Source organism: Acinetobacter sp. FL (assembly GCF_040744925.1).
GTDB lineage: Bacteria > Pseudomonadota > Gammaproteobacteria > Pseudomonadales > Moraxellaceae > Acinetobacter > Acinetobacter radioresistens.
The window spans coordinates 1739913-1757079 of sequence record NZ_CP160437.1; the positions used below are offsets into that span (position 1 = coordinate 1739913).

The 17167-nt window shown below is 42.9% G+C and carries 13 protein-coding genes; 8 read left to right on the plus strand and 5 right to left on the minus strand.

Annotated features, from left to right (window positions below; genetic code table 11):
• Window positions 1-43: 43 nt before the first annotated feature.
• Window positions 44-1759, minus strand: a complete 1716-nt coding sequence (locus tag ABZP31_RS08180) for an AAA family ATPase (RefSeq protein WP_016801289.1) — start codon at window positions 1757-1759, stop codon at window positions 44-46.
• 221 nt (window positions 1760-1980) lie between these two features.
• Between ABZP31_RS08180 and ABZP31_RS08185 the strand changes: the two genes are divergently transcribed.
• Window positions 1981-3153: an iron-containing alcohol dehydrogenase gene (locus tag ABZP31_RS08185; RefSeq protein WP_248134511.1), complete on the plus strand. Its 1173-nt coding sequence runs from the start codon at window positions 1981-1983 to the stop codon at window positions 3151-3153.
• Between the two features lie 159 nt (window positions 3154-3312).
• A complete protein-coding gene (locus ABZP31_RS08190; protein WP_248134509.1) occupies window positions 3313-4281 on the plus strand; it encodes an alpha/beta hydrolase in 969 nt (322 codons plus the stop codon).
• A 4-nt stretch (window positions 4282-4285) separates the two neighbouring features.
• Here ABZP31_RS08190 and ABZP31_RS08195 read toward each other — a convergent pair whose 3' ends face one another.
• Window positions 4286-5476, minus strand: coding sequence for a transcriptional regulator (locus tag ABZP31_RS08195; RefSeq protein WP_248134507.1), 1191 nt, complete (start codon window positions 5474-5476; stop codon window positions 4286-4288).
• 153 nt (window positions 5477-5629) lie between these two features.
• On the opposite strand from ABZP31_RS08195, the gene ABZP31_RS08200 reads away from it, so the two are divergent.
• From ABZP31_RS08200 to ABZP31_RS08220, 5 genes are all read left to right on the plus strand, one after another.
• Window positions 5630-7141 (plus strand): aldehyde dehydrogenase family protein, encoded by a 1512-nt coding sequence (locus ABZP31_RS08200; protein WP_005406368.1) that lies wholly within the window; start codon window positions 5630-5632, stop codon window positions 7139-7141.
• A 206-nt stretch (window positions 7142-7347) separates the two neighbouring features.
• On the plus strand, window positions 7348-8784 hold the full coding sequence (eat, locus tag ABZP31_RS08205) for an ethanolamine permease (RefSeq protein ID WP_248134505.1): 1437 nt from the start codon (window positions 7348-7350) through the stop codon (window positions 8782-8784).
• Window positions 8785-8800: 16 nt separating this feature from the next.
• Window positions 8801-10186 carry an ethanolamine ammonia-lyase subunit EutB gene (locus ABZP31_RS08210; RefSeq protein ID WP_248134503.1) on the plus strand — a complete coding sequence of 462 codons (1386 nt, stop codon included), beginning with the start codon at window positions 8801-8803 and terminating at the stop codon, window positions 10184-10186.
• 9 nt (window positions 10187-10195) lie between these two features.
• Window positions 10196-11011 (plus strand): ethanolamine ammonia-lyase subunit EutC, encoded by an 816-nt coding sequence (gene eutC / locus ABZP31_RS08215; protein WP_248122448.1) that lies wholly within the window; start codon window positions 10196-10198, stop codon window positions 11009-11011.
• An 87-nt stretch (window positions 11012-11098) separates the two neighbouring features.
• Window positions 11099-11824, plus strand: a complete 726-nt coding sequence (locus tag ABZP31_RS08220; RefSeq protein WP_034683390.1) for a glutamine amidotransferase — start codon at window positions 11099-11101, stop codon at window positions 11822-11824.
• Window positions 11825-11924: 100 nt separating this feature from the next.
• Here ABZP31_RS08220 and ABZP31_RS08225 read toward each other — a convergent pair whose 3' ends face one another.
• The 3 genes from ABZP31_RS08225 to tkt all read right to left on the minus strand — a co-directional run bounded on the left by ABZP31_RS08225 (window position 11925) and on the right by tkt (window position 15500).
• Window positions 11925-12524: a YceI family protein gene (locus tag ABZP31_RS08225; RefSeq protein WP_005019909.1), complete on the minus strand. Its 600-nt coding sequence runs from the start codon at window positions 12522-12524 to the stop codon at window positions 11925-11927.
• A gap of 274 nt (window positions 12525-12798) precedes the next feature.
• Window positions 12799-13350: a DUF4385 domain-containing protein gene (locus ABZP31_RS08230; RefSeq protein WP_005406381.1), complete on the minus strand. Its 552-nt coding sequence runs from the start codon at window positions 13348-13350 to the stop codon at window positions 12799-12801.
• A 161-nt stretch (window positions 13351-13511) separates the two neighbouring features.
• On the minus strand, window positions 13512-15500 hold the full coding sequence (gene tkt, locus ABZP31_RS08235; protein ID WP_367156781.1) for a transketolase: 1989 nt from the start codon (window positions 15498-15500) through the stop codon (window positions 13512-13514).
• 390 nt (window positions 15501-15890) lie between these two features.
• On the opposite strand from tkt, the gene metK reads away from it, so the two are divergent.
• Window positions 15891-17057 (plus strand): methionine adenosyltransferase, encoded by a 1167-nt coding sequence (gene metK / locus ABZP31_RS08240; protein WP_005019905.1) that lies wholly within the window; start codon window positions 15891-15893, stop codon window positions 17055-17057.
• Window positions 17058-17167 lie beyond the last annotated feature (110 nt).

Sequence of the window (17167 nt, forward strand, 5' to 3'; positions counted from 1 at the left end):
GCTTCCTGCGGGTTCTATATAATAACTTTTGAATTTTTTAGGTTCATTCTATAAAAAGCAGGGCCAGACGGACCTGATCATAACCCATACGTGGACTGGTCGCTTCAACAATAGGACGTAGTTTAATTGAGCCATCATCATTAAAGTTTTCACTGCGCTTACTCTTTTGCAAACGTTTATAAAGTTTGCGTACCTGCTCGACCACTTCCTCTCCCGGATGGGCAACTGAAATATCGAGTCCCTGTTCTTTATGCAAGCGTGCCAGATGATTGATCACCGTCGCTGCTGTTAAACCGCGTTCCTGTGCAATATCCTGAATATCATAACCATCTTCAAATAAAGCCTTGGTTTCATCAAGCGTAGCAGAACCATAATTCGGCTTATTTCCTGCTTTGGCAATTTTTTTCTCATTGCGCTGGATTTCGGTTTCATTAAGTGTACCACCACAATGCCGGATAAAAGCCTTATGCTGCGCTGTTAAATCTGTATCGGCAAAATGGGTCTCGGCTTCTTGAGAAAGTTCCTGAAAACGGCGATCTGCTTTAATAGCCAAACTGTCCAGTTCCAAGGCTTGGTCATTAAATCCTACCAGTTTCAACCCTTCCAGTGATTTTAGCCGGGACAATGCCACATAACCTTGACCCTTTTCAAAAGTATGGCTCAGATTAATTTCTGCGGCTTCTAAAGTCATTCCCTGGCTTTTATGGATCGTAATAGCCCAAGCCAGACGTAAAGGAATTTGCTGAAAACTTGCAATAACCTTTCCGGCTTCATTTTCAATTGACCAGGTTTCTGGGGCAACAAGCAATGTTGTATCATCGGTCAGTTTGACTTTCGGTAACAGGCCATGTTCATCATCTTCTTCAAAACCGATCACTTCACCCAAGCTGCCATTAATATAGCCCAGATCAAAATTATTTTTTACAAACATCACTTTGGCATGCTTTTTTAAGGTGAGATTTTCGGGAGCGCGCACTGATGATTTTAAAGTCTCTACCAGCTTTTCATTACCGTCACATACAGCTTCAAACTGGTGTTCGTCACCTTCTATGGCGTTCAGATGCTGGTAGTTTAAGCTGTCTACATCCATATTGTGGGTATAGAGACGGGTAAAGGTTTCTCCAATATCATGCTGTCGGGACTTTTTTAAAGCCTGAATATGCTGCGGATGAATTCGCTGGGCACGTATTGCATTTAATACCTGATTCAGGACTTCGTCGTCCTGACGATGCTGTTCGGTCAGATAACAGACGCGGAACTTGGCTTCTACCCAGGCATCAGACATAAAGCAGAATTTATCACGATTACGCTCATCATTTTTGCCAACCGGGGGGAGCTGAAAAAAATCGCCTGCTGCAATCACCTGAATACCACCAAATGCGGCGTCAGATTCTTTGAAGTATTTCAATACCTGATTAACGAGATTGAGCTGCTTCGCATGCAACATGGAGATCTCGTCAATAATCAGCACCTGCGCATTTTCAAGATGCTCCTTGAGGTATTTGCGCTCTTTCATGCGCTTTAGATCATCATCACTTAAAAAATCTTTAATACCGATGCCTGCCCAGGTATGAATGGTCATGCCATTCATATGTGTCGCGGCAATACCGGTTGAGGCAGTAATTGCTACCGGGACTTTTCGTGCTTTCAGGTAGTTAATGTACTGGTTAAGCGTATAGGTTTTTCCTGCACCTGCCGAACCTGTCAAAAAGACATTTTCACCCGCTTTCATCAGTTTAAGTGCAGTTTCTTGTTTCATAACCCGGATCATTTCATAAGAGCGTGCATAGCTTACCGGCTTTTCACTAAAAATTAAATCTGCCTGACATGCAACAAATTCAAGTAGTTGATTTTTAAATTTTTACCTATGACAAAAAATGGTAGGTATTTGGTAGGTGCAAAAAACACTTAATTTTTTTAATACTATGCTTAAGGTGAGGGTCACCTGTAAACAACAATGATAGAAGAAGGAATCTCTTCATGGCTTTTAAAAATATTGCAGATCAAACTAACGGTTTTTATATTCCTTGTGTATCTTTATTTGGTCCAGGCTGTGCAAAGGAAATTGGTAGCAAAGCACAAAATCTGGGTGCAAAAAAAGCTTTAATCGTGACAGATGAAGGCTTATTCAAATTTGGTGTAGCGCATACGATTGCCGGCTACCTAACCGAAGCTGGAGTAGAAAGCCACATTTTTCCAGGTGCTGAACCTAATCCGACTGACATTAATGTGCATAAAGGCGTCGAAGCATACAATGAAAATGGCTGTGACTTTATTGTATCTCTAGGCGGCGGTTCTTCACATGACTGTGCCAAAGGTATTGGTCTCGTCACTGCCGGTGGCGGTCATATCCGTGATTATGAAGGTATTGATAAAAGTACCGTACCAATGACGCCACTGGTTGCAATCAATACTACGGCAGGCACAGCATCTGAAATGACCCGTTTCTGTATCATTACCAATACAGATACCCACGTTAAAATGGCAATAGTTGACTGGCGCTGTACTCCCCTGATTGCGATTGATGACCCTAAATTAATGATGGCTAAACCTGCCGGCTTGACTGCTGCCACAGGTATGGATGCCCTGACTCATGCCGTAGAAGCTTACGTCTCGACTGCAGCAAATCCGATTACAGATGCCTGTGCTGAAAAAGCAATCAGTATGATTAGCGAATGGTTGCGTCCGGCAGTCGCCAATGGTGAAAATATTGAAGCCCGTGATGCCATGAGCTATGCGCAGTATCTGGCTGGTATGGCATTTAATAATGCATCTTTAGGCTATGTACATGCTATGGCACACCAGTTAGGTGGTTTTTATAACCTGCCGCATGGCGTATGTAATGCCATTTTATTACCACATGTGTGCGAATTTAACCTGATTTCCTGCCCGGACCGTTACCGGAAAATTGCTGAACTGATGGGTGTAAATACTGAAGGCTTAACAGTGACTGAAGCAGCTTATGCTGCAATTGATGCAATTCGAGAACTTTCTACCTCAATTGGTATTCCATCAGGTTTAAATGAGCTGAACGTAAAAGAAGCTGATCTGGCTATTATGGCTGAAAATGCGCAAAAAGACGCCTGTATGCTCACCAACCCTCGTAAGGCAACACATGCACAGGTGGTAGAAATGTTTAAAGCGGCGATGTAAGTCAATCCTCCAATCAATGACTTGCTGTACGTTTAAGGAATATCAGTATTTTGATATTCCTTTTTTTAGCTCATACATTTTTGAGGTCGTTTCAGGAATTGACAAAACTGCTCATTTCATCAAGCATAAGGAAAATAACAACACCTTATAATCTTTCTTATGACTTCCCCAAAAACAGTAATAAATTACCAACCGGACGTGCTAGGTGAAGGCTACCAGCAGCTGCGCCTACATGTACAAGCTCATACCTCCGGCCCGGTAATTGCGACGTTAGTCCGTAAAAAGGCCGCTCAAGCTACCCGCAAGGCTGTGCTTTATATTCATGGCTTTCTGGACTATTTTTTCCAAACTGAAATGGCAGAGCAATTTAATCAGCATGGCTTTGACTTTTACGCTCTTGATCTGCATAACTATGGCCGATCATATTTGCCTCATCAGGAACTCTACCGTGTTAAAGAGCTAGAGGAATATGATGCTGAGATCACTCAGGCACTGGTACAGATTCAGCAGGAACAGCATGATATGGTCCTGCTGGCAGGTCACTCAACTGGCGGGCTGATCAGCACTTTGTATGCAGCTCATTACCCAGAGCATCCTCTAATCAAGGCTCTATGGCTAAACAGTCCATTTTATGATTTTAACCTGTCAGCTATTGAGAAAAAATTTGGTTTGCCGGCGCTGAGTCACGTGGCTAAATATTTGCCTAAATTACGCTTTCCAAGTGGCTTAAACCGTTGGTATATCCCGAGTCTGCATCAAAAGTGGTATGGTGAATGGGATTTTGATCTGAACTGGAAACCTCAGGCTTATCCAAAGGTTGAATTAAGTTTTATCCACGCTATTTTTGAAGCACAAAAAGAAATTCATCAGGGCATAACAATCAGGGTGCCTGTACTGGTTATGCATTCTCACCAGACTAAGAATCCGAGACGCTGGAACAAGACTGCACTCAATAGTGATGTAATTCTGAATGTCAGAGATATCAAAAAATATGCACAAAAGATTCAGGGCAAGGTAACCATTCAAACTATAAAAAATGGCTTACATGATCTGGTGCTATCACAAAAACCTGTACGTATGCAGGTCTACAGACAATTGTTTGACTGGTTAGACGAACAGGAACTTTAACAGTTTATTGCTGTATTTCCCGGTATTTCAATACTAACTGATGGGCAGGATGGCCGGCAGGCAAGAGATCGGCCAGCCGTTCAATGGCGTCAATTGCTTCCGGGACGTGGGCAATATGCTTAAGCAGTACATCGCTCTGATTCGACTGGAAAATTGCTTCACTTAAACGTGATTCGAGACAGTCACGCCAAGCACATAAAAATGGGCTTTCGGTCTTTGCCAGGAAAATTCCACGACAGGCCTGAATCGCTGTTTCAACATAGCCAGCGTCGAGTGCCTGTTCAGCCTGCAAGAAATCTGCTTCAACCTGTGCCAGCAAGCGATAAGGACGCGAACCCAGCATTCCCCCCAGTACATCACGTAATTGTGACATTTCTGCTTTTAAGGTTCCCATGCTGATCTTGCGCTCACCATAGAGTGCCTGATGTAAATTATCCAGATTTAGGCCTTGAGGACATAAAGCCAAAATGGCTAAAATCTCGATTTGGCGTGGTGTAAGAACCAGCCCTTTACCATTAAAAATAACTTTTGGTACAGCAAAGGCACGAATATACAAGCGCTGTTTCTGATGTTCAATCAAAGCAGTTTGAATAATCGATGCGCAGCGTTCTGCGGCCAGCAGCCCCAGACTGTTATGATGATCCCAGGTTGTTGATAAATCAATCACTCCCAGAACCTGTCTGGAATACGGATCAATCACAGGTGCTGCATAACAGACCCAGTCATGAATAGACTCCATATAGTGCTCGTTAGAGAACACACAGGAAGACTGCTGGGTTTTTAAACTTAAAGCCAGCGCGTTGGTTCCTACCAGTTCTTCACGCCATTGCCCGCCTTCAACGAAATGCACTTTTTCTGCTGCATTACGCATTTGTCCACTCGATGCTGACCAGATAATTGTACTTCCGATGTCCCCTACTGCAATCACCATGGCAGACTGTTCAGCCACATGACGTAAATCTTCAGCACAATGTTCAAGCGCAAACTTTAAGGGATTAGCAGAACCTGGAATATATTTTAAATCTTGCAAGGGCGCAGCTATCCGGCCTTTAGGTATCTCGGCTGTAGCCGAACGCTGCCAGGAACTAAGTATACTTTGACTGAGCTTCTGGGCATTTCCAGGCGATAGACTGCTACTGTGCCTAAGCTTTTCAATGGTACTACGTTGTTGCTGCAGGTCTTGTTTTGTAAACATTTGTACATTCCTTGCAAATTGTCACTTTTTCCAACCTTTCTCCAACCTTATTTTTTATATGCTAAATAAATAGTATGCGAAAGTAGCCTTATACCAAAGCGGTATAAAAATTCGCAGCTACACAAATTAAATTATAAGCAAAGGAAGATAAACATGCGTTATGCCGATCCTAATCAACCTGGTTCAAAAGTTCAGTTCAAAGCTCAATATGACAACTTCATTGGGGGAGAATGGGTAGCTCCGGTAAAAGGAGAATACTTCGAAAATATCTCGCCAGTCGATGGCAAAGTCTTTACTAAAGTTGCCCGCTCTTCTGTTGAAGATATTGAACTTGCACTCGATGCCGCGCATAAGGCCAAAGAGCAATGGAATCGCTCGTCACCAACAACACGCTCAAACCTGCTTCTCAAAATCGCAGATCGCCTAGAAGCCAACCTTGAACAACTTGCTGTAGCAGAAACCTGGGATAACGGCAAGCCTATCCGTGAAACCCTAGCAGCTGACATTCCACTGGCAATTGATCATTTCCGTTATTTCGCCAGCTGTATCCGTGCTCAGGAAGGCGGGATCTCTGAAATTGATGAAGATACTATTGCCTATCATTTTCATGAGCCGCTTGGTGTAGTCGGCCAGATTATTCCATGGAACTTCCCCATCCTGATGGCAGCATGGAAGATTGCACCTGCGCTGGCTGCCGGTAACTGTATCGTACTAAAACCGGCTGAACAGACACCAGTCAGTATTCTGGTTCTGGCTGAACTGATTCAGGACCTGTTGCCGGCAGGTATTCTAAACATTGTAAATGGTTATGGTGTTGAAGTAGGACGCCCGCTTGCAACCAATCCGCGTATTGCAAAAATTGCTTTCACTGGCTCAACCCAAGTGGGCCAGATGATTATGCAATATGCAACCGAAAATATTATTCCGGTTACGCTGGAGCTTGGCGGTAAGTCACCAAACCTGTTCTTTGCTGACGTTATGGATCAGCAGGATGACTATCTGGAAAAAGCTTTAGAAGGTTTCACCATGTTCGCGCTGAATCAGGGCGAAATCTGTACTTGTCCGTCACGTGCCCTGATTCAGGAATCAATTGCTGACCAGTTCCTGGAAATGGCCGTAGAACGTGTTAAACGCATCAAGACGGGCCACCCGCTAGATACTGACACCATGATTGGTGCACAGGCCTCTCAAGAGCAGCAGGATAAAATTTTAGGATGTATTGCTACCGGACGCGAAGAAGGTGCTCAGGTACTGGTAGGTGGTGGACAGCGTAATGAGGTAGGTCAAGGCTTCTATATTGAACCAACGATCTTCAAGGGTGATAACAGCATGAAAATTTTCCAGGAAGAAATTTTTGGTCCTGTGCTGTCGGTAACTACTTTTAAAGATTTTGATGAAGCCATTAAAATTGCCAACGACACAATCTATGGTCTAGGTGCAGGTGTCTGGTCACGTTCAGCCCATACTTCCTACCGCGCAGGCCGTGCGATTGAAGCAGGTCGTGTCTGGACTAACTGCTATCACATCTACCCTGCTCATGCTGCCTTCGGCGGATACAAGAAATCAGGAATTGGCCGTGAAAATCATAAAATGATGCTTGATCATTACCAGCAAACCAAGAACCTGCTGGTAAGCTACTCAACCAAACCAGCTGGCTTCTTCTAGGAATTCCGAATTGATTTATTTACGGCTACTTCAGGTAGCCGTAAATCTTTTCCGATATTTAACTTTTACTACTTTATAAATTTAGCAAAATAATAAAACTGCTACTCAAATAGAATGGTATATCAGGCTTGGAAGCCTGCTTTAGATCTTGGTACTAAAATTGCATTTATGACCAGATCAAACATAATAAAAAAATGGAGTACATTATGAACAATCCAAAGATTGTTGATGCAACTGCTTCTTCTACCCTGCGCACCCAAAAAGAATATTTTGCCAAACGGCAACTTAAACAAGGTGCGGTCGGCTGGCTGCTGCTGGTCGGCTTAGGTGTTGCCTATGTGATTTCAGGAGATTTCGCCGGATGGAATTTTGGCCTCGCACAAGGTGGCTGGGGCGGTATGTTTATTGCGACAGCAGTAGTGGCAGTCATGTATCTGTGCATGTGTCTCTCTATGTCAGAAATGGCCACCATGTTGCCTACCGCCGGAGGAGGCTACAGTTTTGCCCGTACCGCATTCGGACCTTTTGGCGGATATCTGACCGGTACTGCTATTCTGATTGAATACTCCATTGCACCTGCAGCCATCGCCTGTTTCATTGGTGCATATTGTGAATCATTGTTTGGTGTGGGTGGCTGGATCATTTATCTGGTGTGTTATCTAGTCTTTATGGGCATACACCTTAAAGGTGCTGGTGAGGCATTAAAAATTATTTTTGTTATTACCGCGATTGCTGCTGTGGCATTGCTGGTCTTTATTATAGCCATGATCCCGCACTTTAACAGTGCAAACCTGTTTAATATTGCAGTATCTGACAAAGCCGGTGCCAGTGCTTTCTTACCGATGGGTTATTTAGGAATATGGGCTGCCGTACCTTATGCCATCTGGTTCTTTCTGGCAGTCGAAGGTGTACCGTTAGCTGCTGAAGAAGCCAAAGAACCAACTCGCTCCTTACCCCGTGGTCTGATTGGTTCAATGCTGATACTGGCAGCATTTGCCCTGCTTATTTTGTTTTTAGGTGCTGGCGCAGCTGGAGCAAACCAGTTAAAAGACTCTGGAGCTCCCTTGGTAGATGCCCTGGTTGCCGTATATGGTGAACATACCTGGCTTGCAGGTTTCGTCAACTTTGTTGGACTGGCAGGTCTGATTGCGAGTTTTTTCTCTATCATTTATGCCTATTCTCGTCAGATTTTTGCGTTGTCCCGTGCCGGTTATATGCCGACATCTCTCTCTTTAACCAATAAAAATAAAGCTCCCTATCTGGCAATTATTATTCCTGGAGTTATTGGCTTTGCCCTGTCCCTTACTGGTGAAGGTGATTTGCTGATTCTTATGGCTGTTTTTGGTGCGACTATTTCTTATGTCCTGATGATGCTGTCACACATCAAACTGCGCCTGTCTCGTCCAGATATGGATCGGCCTTATAAGACTCCAGGTGGAATATTGACATCAGGTATTGCTTTGATACTGGCGTTAATTGCAGTCATTGCAGGTTTTCTGGTTGATCCAAAAGTCTGGTTTATGGCAGCAGGAATTTATATAGCTTTTATTGTCTATTTTCTGGTTTATAGCCGCCATCGGCTGGTACAGGGAACACCTGAAGAAGAATTTGAAAATATCAGAAAGGCAGAACAGGAACTTTAAAAAGGGATAGATTCTTATGCGTTATCAGACCACAATCGCTCAACAGAACTATATTTTTCCAGACCTAAAGACTCTGATGGCTAAAGCTTCACCGCTACGTTCGGGAGACGAACTGGCTGGAATCGCTGCGCAAAATGCAACCGAGCGAGTCGCTGCACAAATGGCTCTTGCTGAAGTTCCATTAAAAAAATTTTTAAATGAAGTACTGGTCGATTATGAAACTGATGAAGTAACTCGGCTAATTATTGATGAACATGATGCACAGTCTTTTTACCCGATTGCACATTTTACCGTAGGTGACTTTCGAAACTGGCTGCTCAGTGCAGAGGCAACTACTGAAAAACTGCAGGCACTAAGCCCGGGTTTAATACCAGAAATGGTGGCAGCGGTTAGTAAAATCATGAGGAATCAGGATTTAATACTAGTAGCCAGCAAATGTGAAATTATTACCCGCTTTCGTAATACCGTAGGCTTAAAGGGCCGTCTTTCTACCCGTTTACAACCAAATCATCCTACAGATGACCTGCTCGGTATTTCAGCTAGTATCTTGGATGGACTCATGTACGGCAATGGTGATGCAGTCATTGGAATTAATCCTGCGACTGACAATTTACAGAATCTTTCTGAGCTTTTAAAACTATTGGACCATATCATTCAGGATTATCAGATTCCAACCCAGTCCTGTATATTAACCCATGTCAGTTCAGGCATTCATCTGGCCAACCAGAATGTTCCGGTTGATCTGATGTTTCAGTCGATTGCCGGTACTGAACTTGCAAATCGAGGCTTCGGAATCTCACTGGCCATGTTACAGGAAGGCTATGAAGCCGCCTTAAGCCTTAAGCGTGGGACAATAGGGCAAAATGTCATGTATTTTGAAACTGGTCAAGGAAGTGCCTTGTCCAGTAATGCTCATCACGGGGTTGACCAGCAGACCATTGAAACACGGGCTTATGCGGTTGCACGCAAGTTCAATCCTTTTTTAGTAAATACTGTAGTTGGCTTTATTGGTCCAGAATATCTGTACAATGGCAAACAGATTATCCGTGCCGGTCTGGAAGACCATTTCTGTGGCAAGCTCATGGGTTTACCTATGGGGTGTGATATTTGTTATACCAATCATGCTGATGCTGATCAGGATGATATGGACACCCTGCTGACCTTAATGGCCACAGCAGGAATCAATTTTATTATGGGAATACCGGGTTCAGATGATGTTATGCTGAACTACCAGACTACATCTTTTCATGACGCTTTATACGCTCGCCAGCTTTTAGGATTACAGCCAGCACCAGAGTTCGCTCACTGGCTGGAGCAGCAAGGAATTCTCCGTCAGCAGCATCAACAGATTGAATGGGCAAAGCAAATGCCTGAACAGTTCTCCAGACTTCTAAAATCATAAGGAGAAATGATGAAACTTTATCCGGACACCCACTATTCTGCTGCCTTGCATGAAAATGACTGGGCACAGCTCAAACGTTTTACAGATGCCCGCATTGCCTTGGGACGCGCAGGTTGTAGCATCCCTACAAATGAGCTTCTAAAATTCCAGCTGGCACATGCACAAGCTAAAGATGCCGTGTTGTGTCAGCTTAATATTCCCAAACTTCAGCAACAGCTTGAGCAGTTAGAGTTAGAACACATACATGTGCAAAGCCAAGCCAGCAATAAAGAGCTTTACTTAAAACATCCTGATCTTGGCCGGGTACTGTCTGATGAATCTCGGACATTAGTCAAAGAATATGTAACGAAGTCAGCTCAAACATTCGATGTAGTTATTGTCTCAGGCGATGGTTTGTCCGCTTTGGCAATTGAAGAAAATGCCATACCTTTTATACAGTTAATACGGCAGGAAGTGCAACAGCAAGGCTGGTCGCTTGCACCGGTCATTCTGGCTACAGGCAGTCGCGTTGCTCTAGGGGACGAAATTGCACAAACTCTTCAGGCCAAAATGTTGATTATGCTTATTGGTGAACGTCCAGGTTTAAGTTCCCCCGACAGTATGGGCGTTTATTATACCTGGCAAGCTAAAACTGGCTGTCAGGATTCTGCCCGAAACTGTATTTCCAATATCCGCCCTGCAGGGCTCTCCCTGCATGTAGCTGCTCAACGTTTAATAGCGCTTATGCAAAAATCAGCCCGGCTTCAACTTTCAGGTGTCCATCTGAAAGATGAACATACTCTAAATACTGAAATAAAAAATCAGTCTGTAAAATATCTTTTTTGACCTCTTCAATTATTCAATAAAAATAGTGCTCTGCTTGAGCACTAATTCGCCTTAGAATATTGCCAACCGAGCATACGAATTTAAACAATGTCAAAGCAATCTGTATTTCCTAAAACTATTTACGTTGTTCAACATGTTGCCTTTGAAGATCTAGGATCACTGGAAGATCTTTTTTATCAACTGGGGTATCGTGTACGTTACTTTGAAGCTGGCGTAGATGCGCTTGAACCGGCATTCTTACATGCAGGTCTAACCATTATTCTTGGTGGCCCAATTGGTGTATATGAAACTGAAGAATATCCATTTTTACAGATCGAGATTGATCTTTTAAAGCAGCGGCTTGCATCCGACCTGCCTACTATTGGTATATGTTTAGGAGCACAAATGATTGCCTATGCCTTGAACGCTAAAGTCTATGCAGGCCCGCAAAAAGAAATCGGCTGGAGTACACTGCTCTTAAATGAGACAGAGGATAATCCATTAGCACCTTTAGCAAATACGCCTGTTCTGCACTGGCACGGCGATACATTTGATTTACCGGCTGGTGCTACTTTACTTGCCAGTTCTACTTTATATAAAAATCAGGCTTTTTCGCTCGGCAAAAATATTCTGGCGCTACAGTTCCATCTGGAAGTTGCCGGAGATTCTTTTGAGCCTTGGCTGGTGGGACATACCTGTGAGCTAAAGCAGGCGAAACTCTCTATCAACCAATTGCGTGCTGACCATGAGCAATATGCAGATGAGCTTGAACAGCAGTGTGCACTTGTTCTTCAAAATTTCCTGAATGGTCTTGAACAGACAGTGAATAAATAAGTTCTTCCGGCAGTCTATACTTTCAGATTATTTATATTTTTATAATTTAAAATATAAAAAAGCGCCCGACTGGGCGCTTTTTAAGCATGGAAAATATCTATTATTTTTTAGGTGTTGCCTGAGCTACAGAAGCTTCAGTCGTAATTTGTACAGTGATTTTATCACCAACATTCGGGACATAGCTTGCAATTCCGAAATCAGAACGCTTAAATGAAGTCGTAGCATTGAAACCAATCGATTGAGCCTTGGTCATTGGATGCTCGCCTTGCTTATTTAACACAGCATCTAGTACAACTGGTTTAGTAATTCCTTTTACCGTCAGGTTACCGGTAATTTTAAAATGCTTCTTGTCTTTTTTAGGTTCGACTTTAGTACTTTTAAAGGTAATAGTTGGATATTTTGCAGCATCAAACCATTCAGCTTTAGCCAAGTGTTCATCTAAAGCCTTTACATTCGTATTCAGGCTGGAAACAGGAATAGTCACATCTACAGATGAGTTGGCAGGTTTTGCGTTATCTACCTTAATTGTACCCTGAATATCAGAAAAATTGGCATACGGTGTAGAAAAACCAAAATGGTCCCAAGAAAACACTGTCGCAGTATGTGTTGGATCAATTTTATAATCCACCGGTTTAGCCATGCTTAAAGTAGTTGTAACTGCAACTGCCAGACCTAAACCAAAAACTTTTAAAGATTTCATTTTTTATAACTCACTAGAAGAATAAACATTATTGTAGAGATTGAAAAATAAATTACAGTCTTATGCTTAAAACGTACCGTCTCATATATAGAACGTATAAAAATCATCATTATGAAGAAGAATTTAAATAACTCTTCTGCTCACTTAATTTAATCTTTACAGTAACAAAGAGTTAGTCAAATTCGTATATTTTTTGTTTTTACAATTCTAATAAGATGGTTGAGTGTAGTTCACCAGATTTTTTCTTTAACTCATCTCGAACCAGTCTTTTCTATTAATTTTTATAGTCTTCTATAAATTTTTGTCTCAGCTTCAAATATAATTCATGCTGTTTTGCCATATCCCATTTCTCTTTAAAAATACGTGCTGCCGCAGCTTTAATTGGATCCTCAATATCGCGTGGTAATGCCTGCCGGCCATGAGCGCCACTAAGACCTTTTTTGTCACTAGGCACAGGCCCCTGATATTTTTTCCCCCCTTTATGATTTGCATAGCGCCGGGCACGGGTATAACCCATCTGTAAAAATTTTCGGGCCATATCTGCGCCAACAAAATCTTGCTGCTTTAAATAGTCCAGAAATAGTTGATAAATTTTTTGACTGCTCTGCTCAGCCTTTTCAATATCAGCAAAGCGCCAGTGAGGCAAAATTTCGGATTTATAGGGCTCAACCAGTAAAACACCCTGCTCTCCACGGCCAATTTCATAAAGCTCAGGATGCTGACGAAAGTTAATCTTTTTAAAGTCGAGCGAATAATCAAAGCTATCTGATTTTACCCGGGCTGTTCGTCGCGGAATCTTTTTTTCTTGTGATGGCTGCTCTGTCATATTTTAAAATAATCTGAACTACTTAATTTATTTTTAAAATAGAAAACAGTCCAAATAAAGTAGTAATGCGTAAGTTATACTGGATTTACTCAGTCATACTTTTAAAACCAGAATAAAAAAGCGCCCTGATTTAGAGCGCTTTTTTATCTCACCCAAAGAAATCAGGCAGTCAGTTCATTCACCGCAGCTACAACGGCTTCAGTAGTAATACCAAAGTACTTAAACAGGTCTTTAGCAGGCGCGGACTCACCATAGGTGGTCATACCAATTACTTTACCGTCCAGACCGACAAACTTCCACCAGTAATCCACATGTGCTGCTTCTACTGCGACACGGGCACGAATATGGGCAGGCAGTACAGATTCACGGTATACCGCTTCTTGTTTCATGAATTCTTCGGCACATGGCATAGACACTACACGTACACCTTCAAGCTGTGCGTATGCTTCCATTGCCAGGGATACCTCTGAGCCTGTAGCAATAATAATTGCTTTTAGCTCGCCTTTTTCTTTTGCCAGAACATAACCACCTTTGGCTACATTCTGAATCTGTTCTTCAGTACGTTGCTGGAATGGCAGATTTTGACGGGAGAAAATCAAGGCAGATGGACCATCTTTACGTAGTAGAGCAGATTTCCAGGAAACTGCAACTTCAACAGTGTCTGCTGGACGCCAGGTATTCAGGTTTGGCGTAGAACGTAACGAAGCAATCTGTTCGATTGGCTGATGCGTCGGACCATCTTCCCCCAGACCGATTGAGTCATGCGTATAAACATGAATGACACGTTGCTTCATGAGTGCAGACATACGTACGGCGTTACGTGCATATTCCATGAACATGAGGAAGGTCGCCACGTAAGGAATAAAACCGCCATGCAGTGCTACACCATTGGCAATTGCAGTCATACCGAATTCACGTACACCATAGTACACATAATTACCGGCCGGATTAGTCTGTATACCTTCACAGCCTTTCCATAAGGTCAGATTTGACCCGGCAAGGTCAGCAGAGCCACCTAACAGTTCTGGTAACAACGGACCAAATGCCTGAAGTGTGTTCTGGCTCGCTTTACGTGAAGCGATGGTTTCCTCTTTGCTGTTAACTTCCGCAATAAAGGCATCTGCTTTGGCAACAAATTCTTCAGGCAAGTCACCATTTAGACGGCGTAACAATTCAGCAGCTTCGGTTGGATATTTTGCCTGATACTGGGCAAAAACCTCATTCCATTCAGCTTCAGCCTGTTGACCTTTTACTTTAGCATCCCAAGCTTTATAGACATCTTCAGCAATAATAAAGTCTGTATCGGTCCATGCCATAGTCGTACGGGAGAGTGTGATTTCATCCAGTCCCAACGGAGCGCCATGACAGTCTTCTTTACCCTGTTTATTTGGCGAACCTAATCCGATAATCGTTTTACAGATAACTAAAGTTGGTTTCTGAGTTTCAGCTTTAGCTTCAATCGTTGCCTGACGAATAGCTTCAGTATCATGACCGTCTACACGTAACACCTGCCAGCCATATGCTTCAAAGCGTTTTTGTGTATCATCACTGAACCAGCCTTCAACTTCACCATCAATTGAAATGCCGTTGTCATCGTAATAGGCAATCAGTTTACCCAGACCTAAAGTTCCAGCCAGTGAACAGACTTCATGCGAAATGCCTTCCATCAGACAGCCATCACCTAGGAAACAGTAGGTATAATGGTCAACTACCTTAATATCATCTTTATTGAACTGTGCAGCCAATGTTTTTTCAGCAAGTGCGAAGCCTACTGCATTTGCAATACCCTGACCTAGAGGCCCAGTAGTTGTTTCAACACCTGGTGTATAGCCTAACTCTGGATGGCCCGGAGTTTTTGAATGCAACTGACGGAAGTTTTTTAGATCTTCGATTGAAAGGTCATAACCTGTCAAATGCAGAAGAGCATATTGCAGCATTGAGCCATGACCATTTGAAAGGACAAAGCGGTCACGGTTGGCCCACTGCGGGTTGGTCGGGTTGTGGCTCAAGAAATCACGCCAAACCACTTCAGCGATATCTGCCATCCCCATTGGCGCGCCTGGATGTCCAGAATTTGCTTTTTGCACTGCATCCATGGCGAGTACACGAATTGCATTTGCAATACGGCGTTCATTAAGGGGGGTTGTCATAGGTCAGATTCCAATAAATTCGTCAGAAAAAGAAAATGAATAGAGAATTATGCGATAGTGCATATTGTCTTAAAAAAACGGTTGAGGGTAAAGGGTGAAGACGGCATTTCTTGTTAAGTATTCTGCAAATGCCCTTTTATCATACGTATAAGGCACTAAAAGTCAGATATAAACAGGATATAAAGTACAAACATTCTTGCTTATGAAGAAAAATGCAATATTCATCACTAAATTATATAATGATGAATATTTGCTGTTTTCTTGGAACAGCTGGTGGAAGTTGCAGCTATTTCAGCTTGAAACAAGAGATTTTCATCATTTACAGCTAGTCCAAACGTCTAAGTCGATGTAACATATTCCGTCTTTTGAAATAACTGCGATAGGACTTTCATGCGCGAGTACGCTGTTTTTACTTCGGAATCTGTAAGCGAAGGCCATCCGGATAAAATGGCTGACCAGATCAGTGATGCCATTTTGGATGCAATCTTAAAAGAAGACCCATATGCGCGGGTTGCTTGTGAAACGTTAGTAAAAACGGGTGCAGTTGTACTTGCCGGCGAAATCACAACAACTGCCAACGTTGACGTTGAAGCGATCGTTCGCCAGACCGTCAATGGAATTGGTTATCATCATTCTGATTTAGGTTTTGATGGTTCAACCTGTGCTGTCATTAATATGATTGGCAAGCAGTCTCCTGAAATTGCTCAGGGGGTTGATCGCCAGAAACCTGAAGATCAGGGAGCAGGTGACCAAGGTTTAATGTTTGGTTATGCCAGTCGTGAAACTGACGTGCTGATGCCAGCACCTATTTCTTATGCTCACCGTCTGATGGAACGACAGGCAGAATTACGTCGTTCTGGTGCTCTGCCATGGTTACGTCCAGATGCAAAAAGCCAGGTCACCTTTGCCTATGAAAATGGCCGTCCGGTGCGTTTAGACGCGGTAGTTCTTTCCACCCAGCATGATCCGGAAATTACTCAGGCACAGCTAAAAGAAGCAGTACTTGAAGAAATTATCAAACCGGTGATTCCTGCAGAAATGTTCCATGTAGCAACCAAATTCCACATTAATCCGACCGGTATGTTCGTGATTGGTGGTCCAGTAGGGGACTGTGGTTTAACAGGTCGCAAAATTATTGTTGATACTTATGGCGGTATGGCCCGTCATGGCGGTGGTGCTTTCTCCGGTAAAGATCCTTCAAAGGTTGACCGCTCTGCTGCTTATGCAGGACGTTATGTAGCTAAAAATATTGTGGCTGCAGGTCTTGCTGAAAAGTGCGAAATTCAGGTGTCTTATGCTATTGGTGTTGCAGAGCCAACCTCTATTTCAATCAATACATTTAATACTGCCAAGGTTTCAGAAGAGCTGATCATTCAGCTCGTACGTGAGCACTTTGACCTTCGTCCTTATGGCATTACCCGTATGCTGAATCTGATTCAACCAATGTACAAGCAGACAGCTGCTTATGGTCATTTTGGTCGTGAAGGCTCAGATACTGCATTTACCTGGGAAAAAACAGACAAAGTAGAAGCACTTAAAGCCTCTGCTGGTCTTTAAAATTTACTAAGTTATCAGACAAGAAGCCAATTGATTTGAAATCAATTGGCTTTTTTATAGGTCATGCCCATACAAGCTGTAAAAATTTTGCTTAATTGCCCATCCTTTAG

Coding starts and splice junctions, on each gene's coding strand:
- ABZP31_RS08180 (WP_016801289.1), bottom strand. CDS start 1,759: ATGAAACAAGAAACTGCACTTAAACTGATGAAAGCGGGTGAAAATGTC.
- ABZP31_RS08185 (WP_248134511.1), top strand. CDS start 1,981: ATGGCTTTTAAAAATATTGCAGATCAAACTAACGGTTTTTATATTCCT.
- ABZP31_RS08190 (WP_248134509.1), top strand. CDS start 3,313: ATGACTTCCCCAAAAACAGTAATAAATTACCAACCGGACGTGCTAGGT.
- ABZP31_RS08195 (WP_248134507.1), bottom strand. CDS start 5,476: ATGTTTACAAAACAAGACCTGCAGCAACAACGTAGTACCATTGAAAAG.
- ABZP31_RS08200 (WP_005406368.1), top strand. CDS start 5,630: ATGCGTTATGCCGATCCTAATCAACCTGGTTCAAAAGTTCAGTTCAAA.
- eat (WP_248134505.1), top strand. CDS start 7,348: ATGAACAATCCAAAGATTGTTGATGCAACTGCTTCTTCTACCCTGCGC.
- ABZP31_RS08210 (WP_248134503.1), top strand. CDS start 8,801: ATGCGTTATCAGACCACAATCGCTCAACAGAACTATATTTTTCCAGAC.
- eutC (WP_248122448.1), top strand. CDS start 10,196: ATGAAACTTTATCCGGACACCCACTATTCTGCTGCCTTGCATGAAAAT.
- ABZP31_RS08220 (WP_034683390.1), top strand. CDS start 11,099: ATGTCAAAGCAATCTGTATTTCCTAAAACTATTTACGTTGTTCAACAT.
- ABZP31_RS08225 (WP_005019909.1), bottom strand. CDS start 12,524: ATGAAATCTTTAAAAGTTTTTGGTTTAGGTCTGGCAGTTGCAGTTACA.
- ABZP31_RS08230 (WP_005406381.1), bottom strand. CDS start 13,350: ATGACAGAGCAGCCATCACAAGAAAAAAAGATTCCGCGACGAACAGCC.
- tkt (WP_367156781.1), bottom strand. CDS start 15,500: ATGACAACCCCCCTTAATGAACGCCGTATTGCAAATGCAATTCGTGTA.
- metK (WP_005019905.1), top strand. CDS start 15,891: ATGCGCGAGTACGCTGTTTTTACTTCGGAATCTGTAAGCGAAGGCCAT.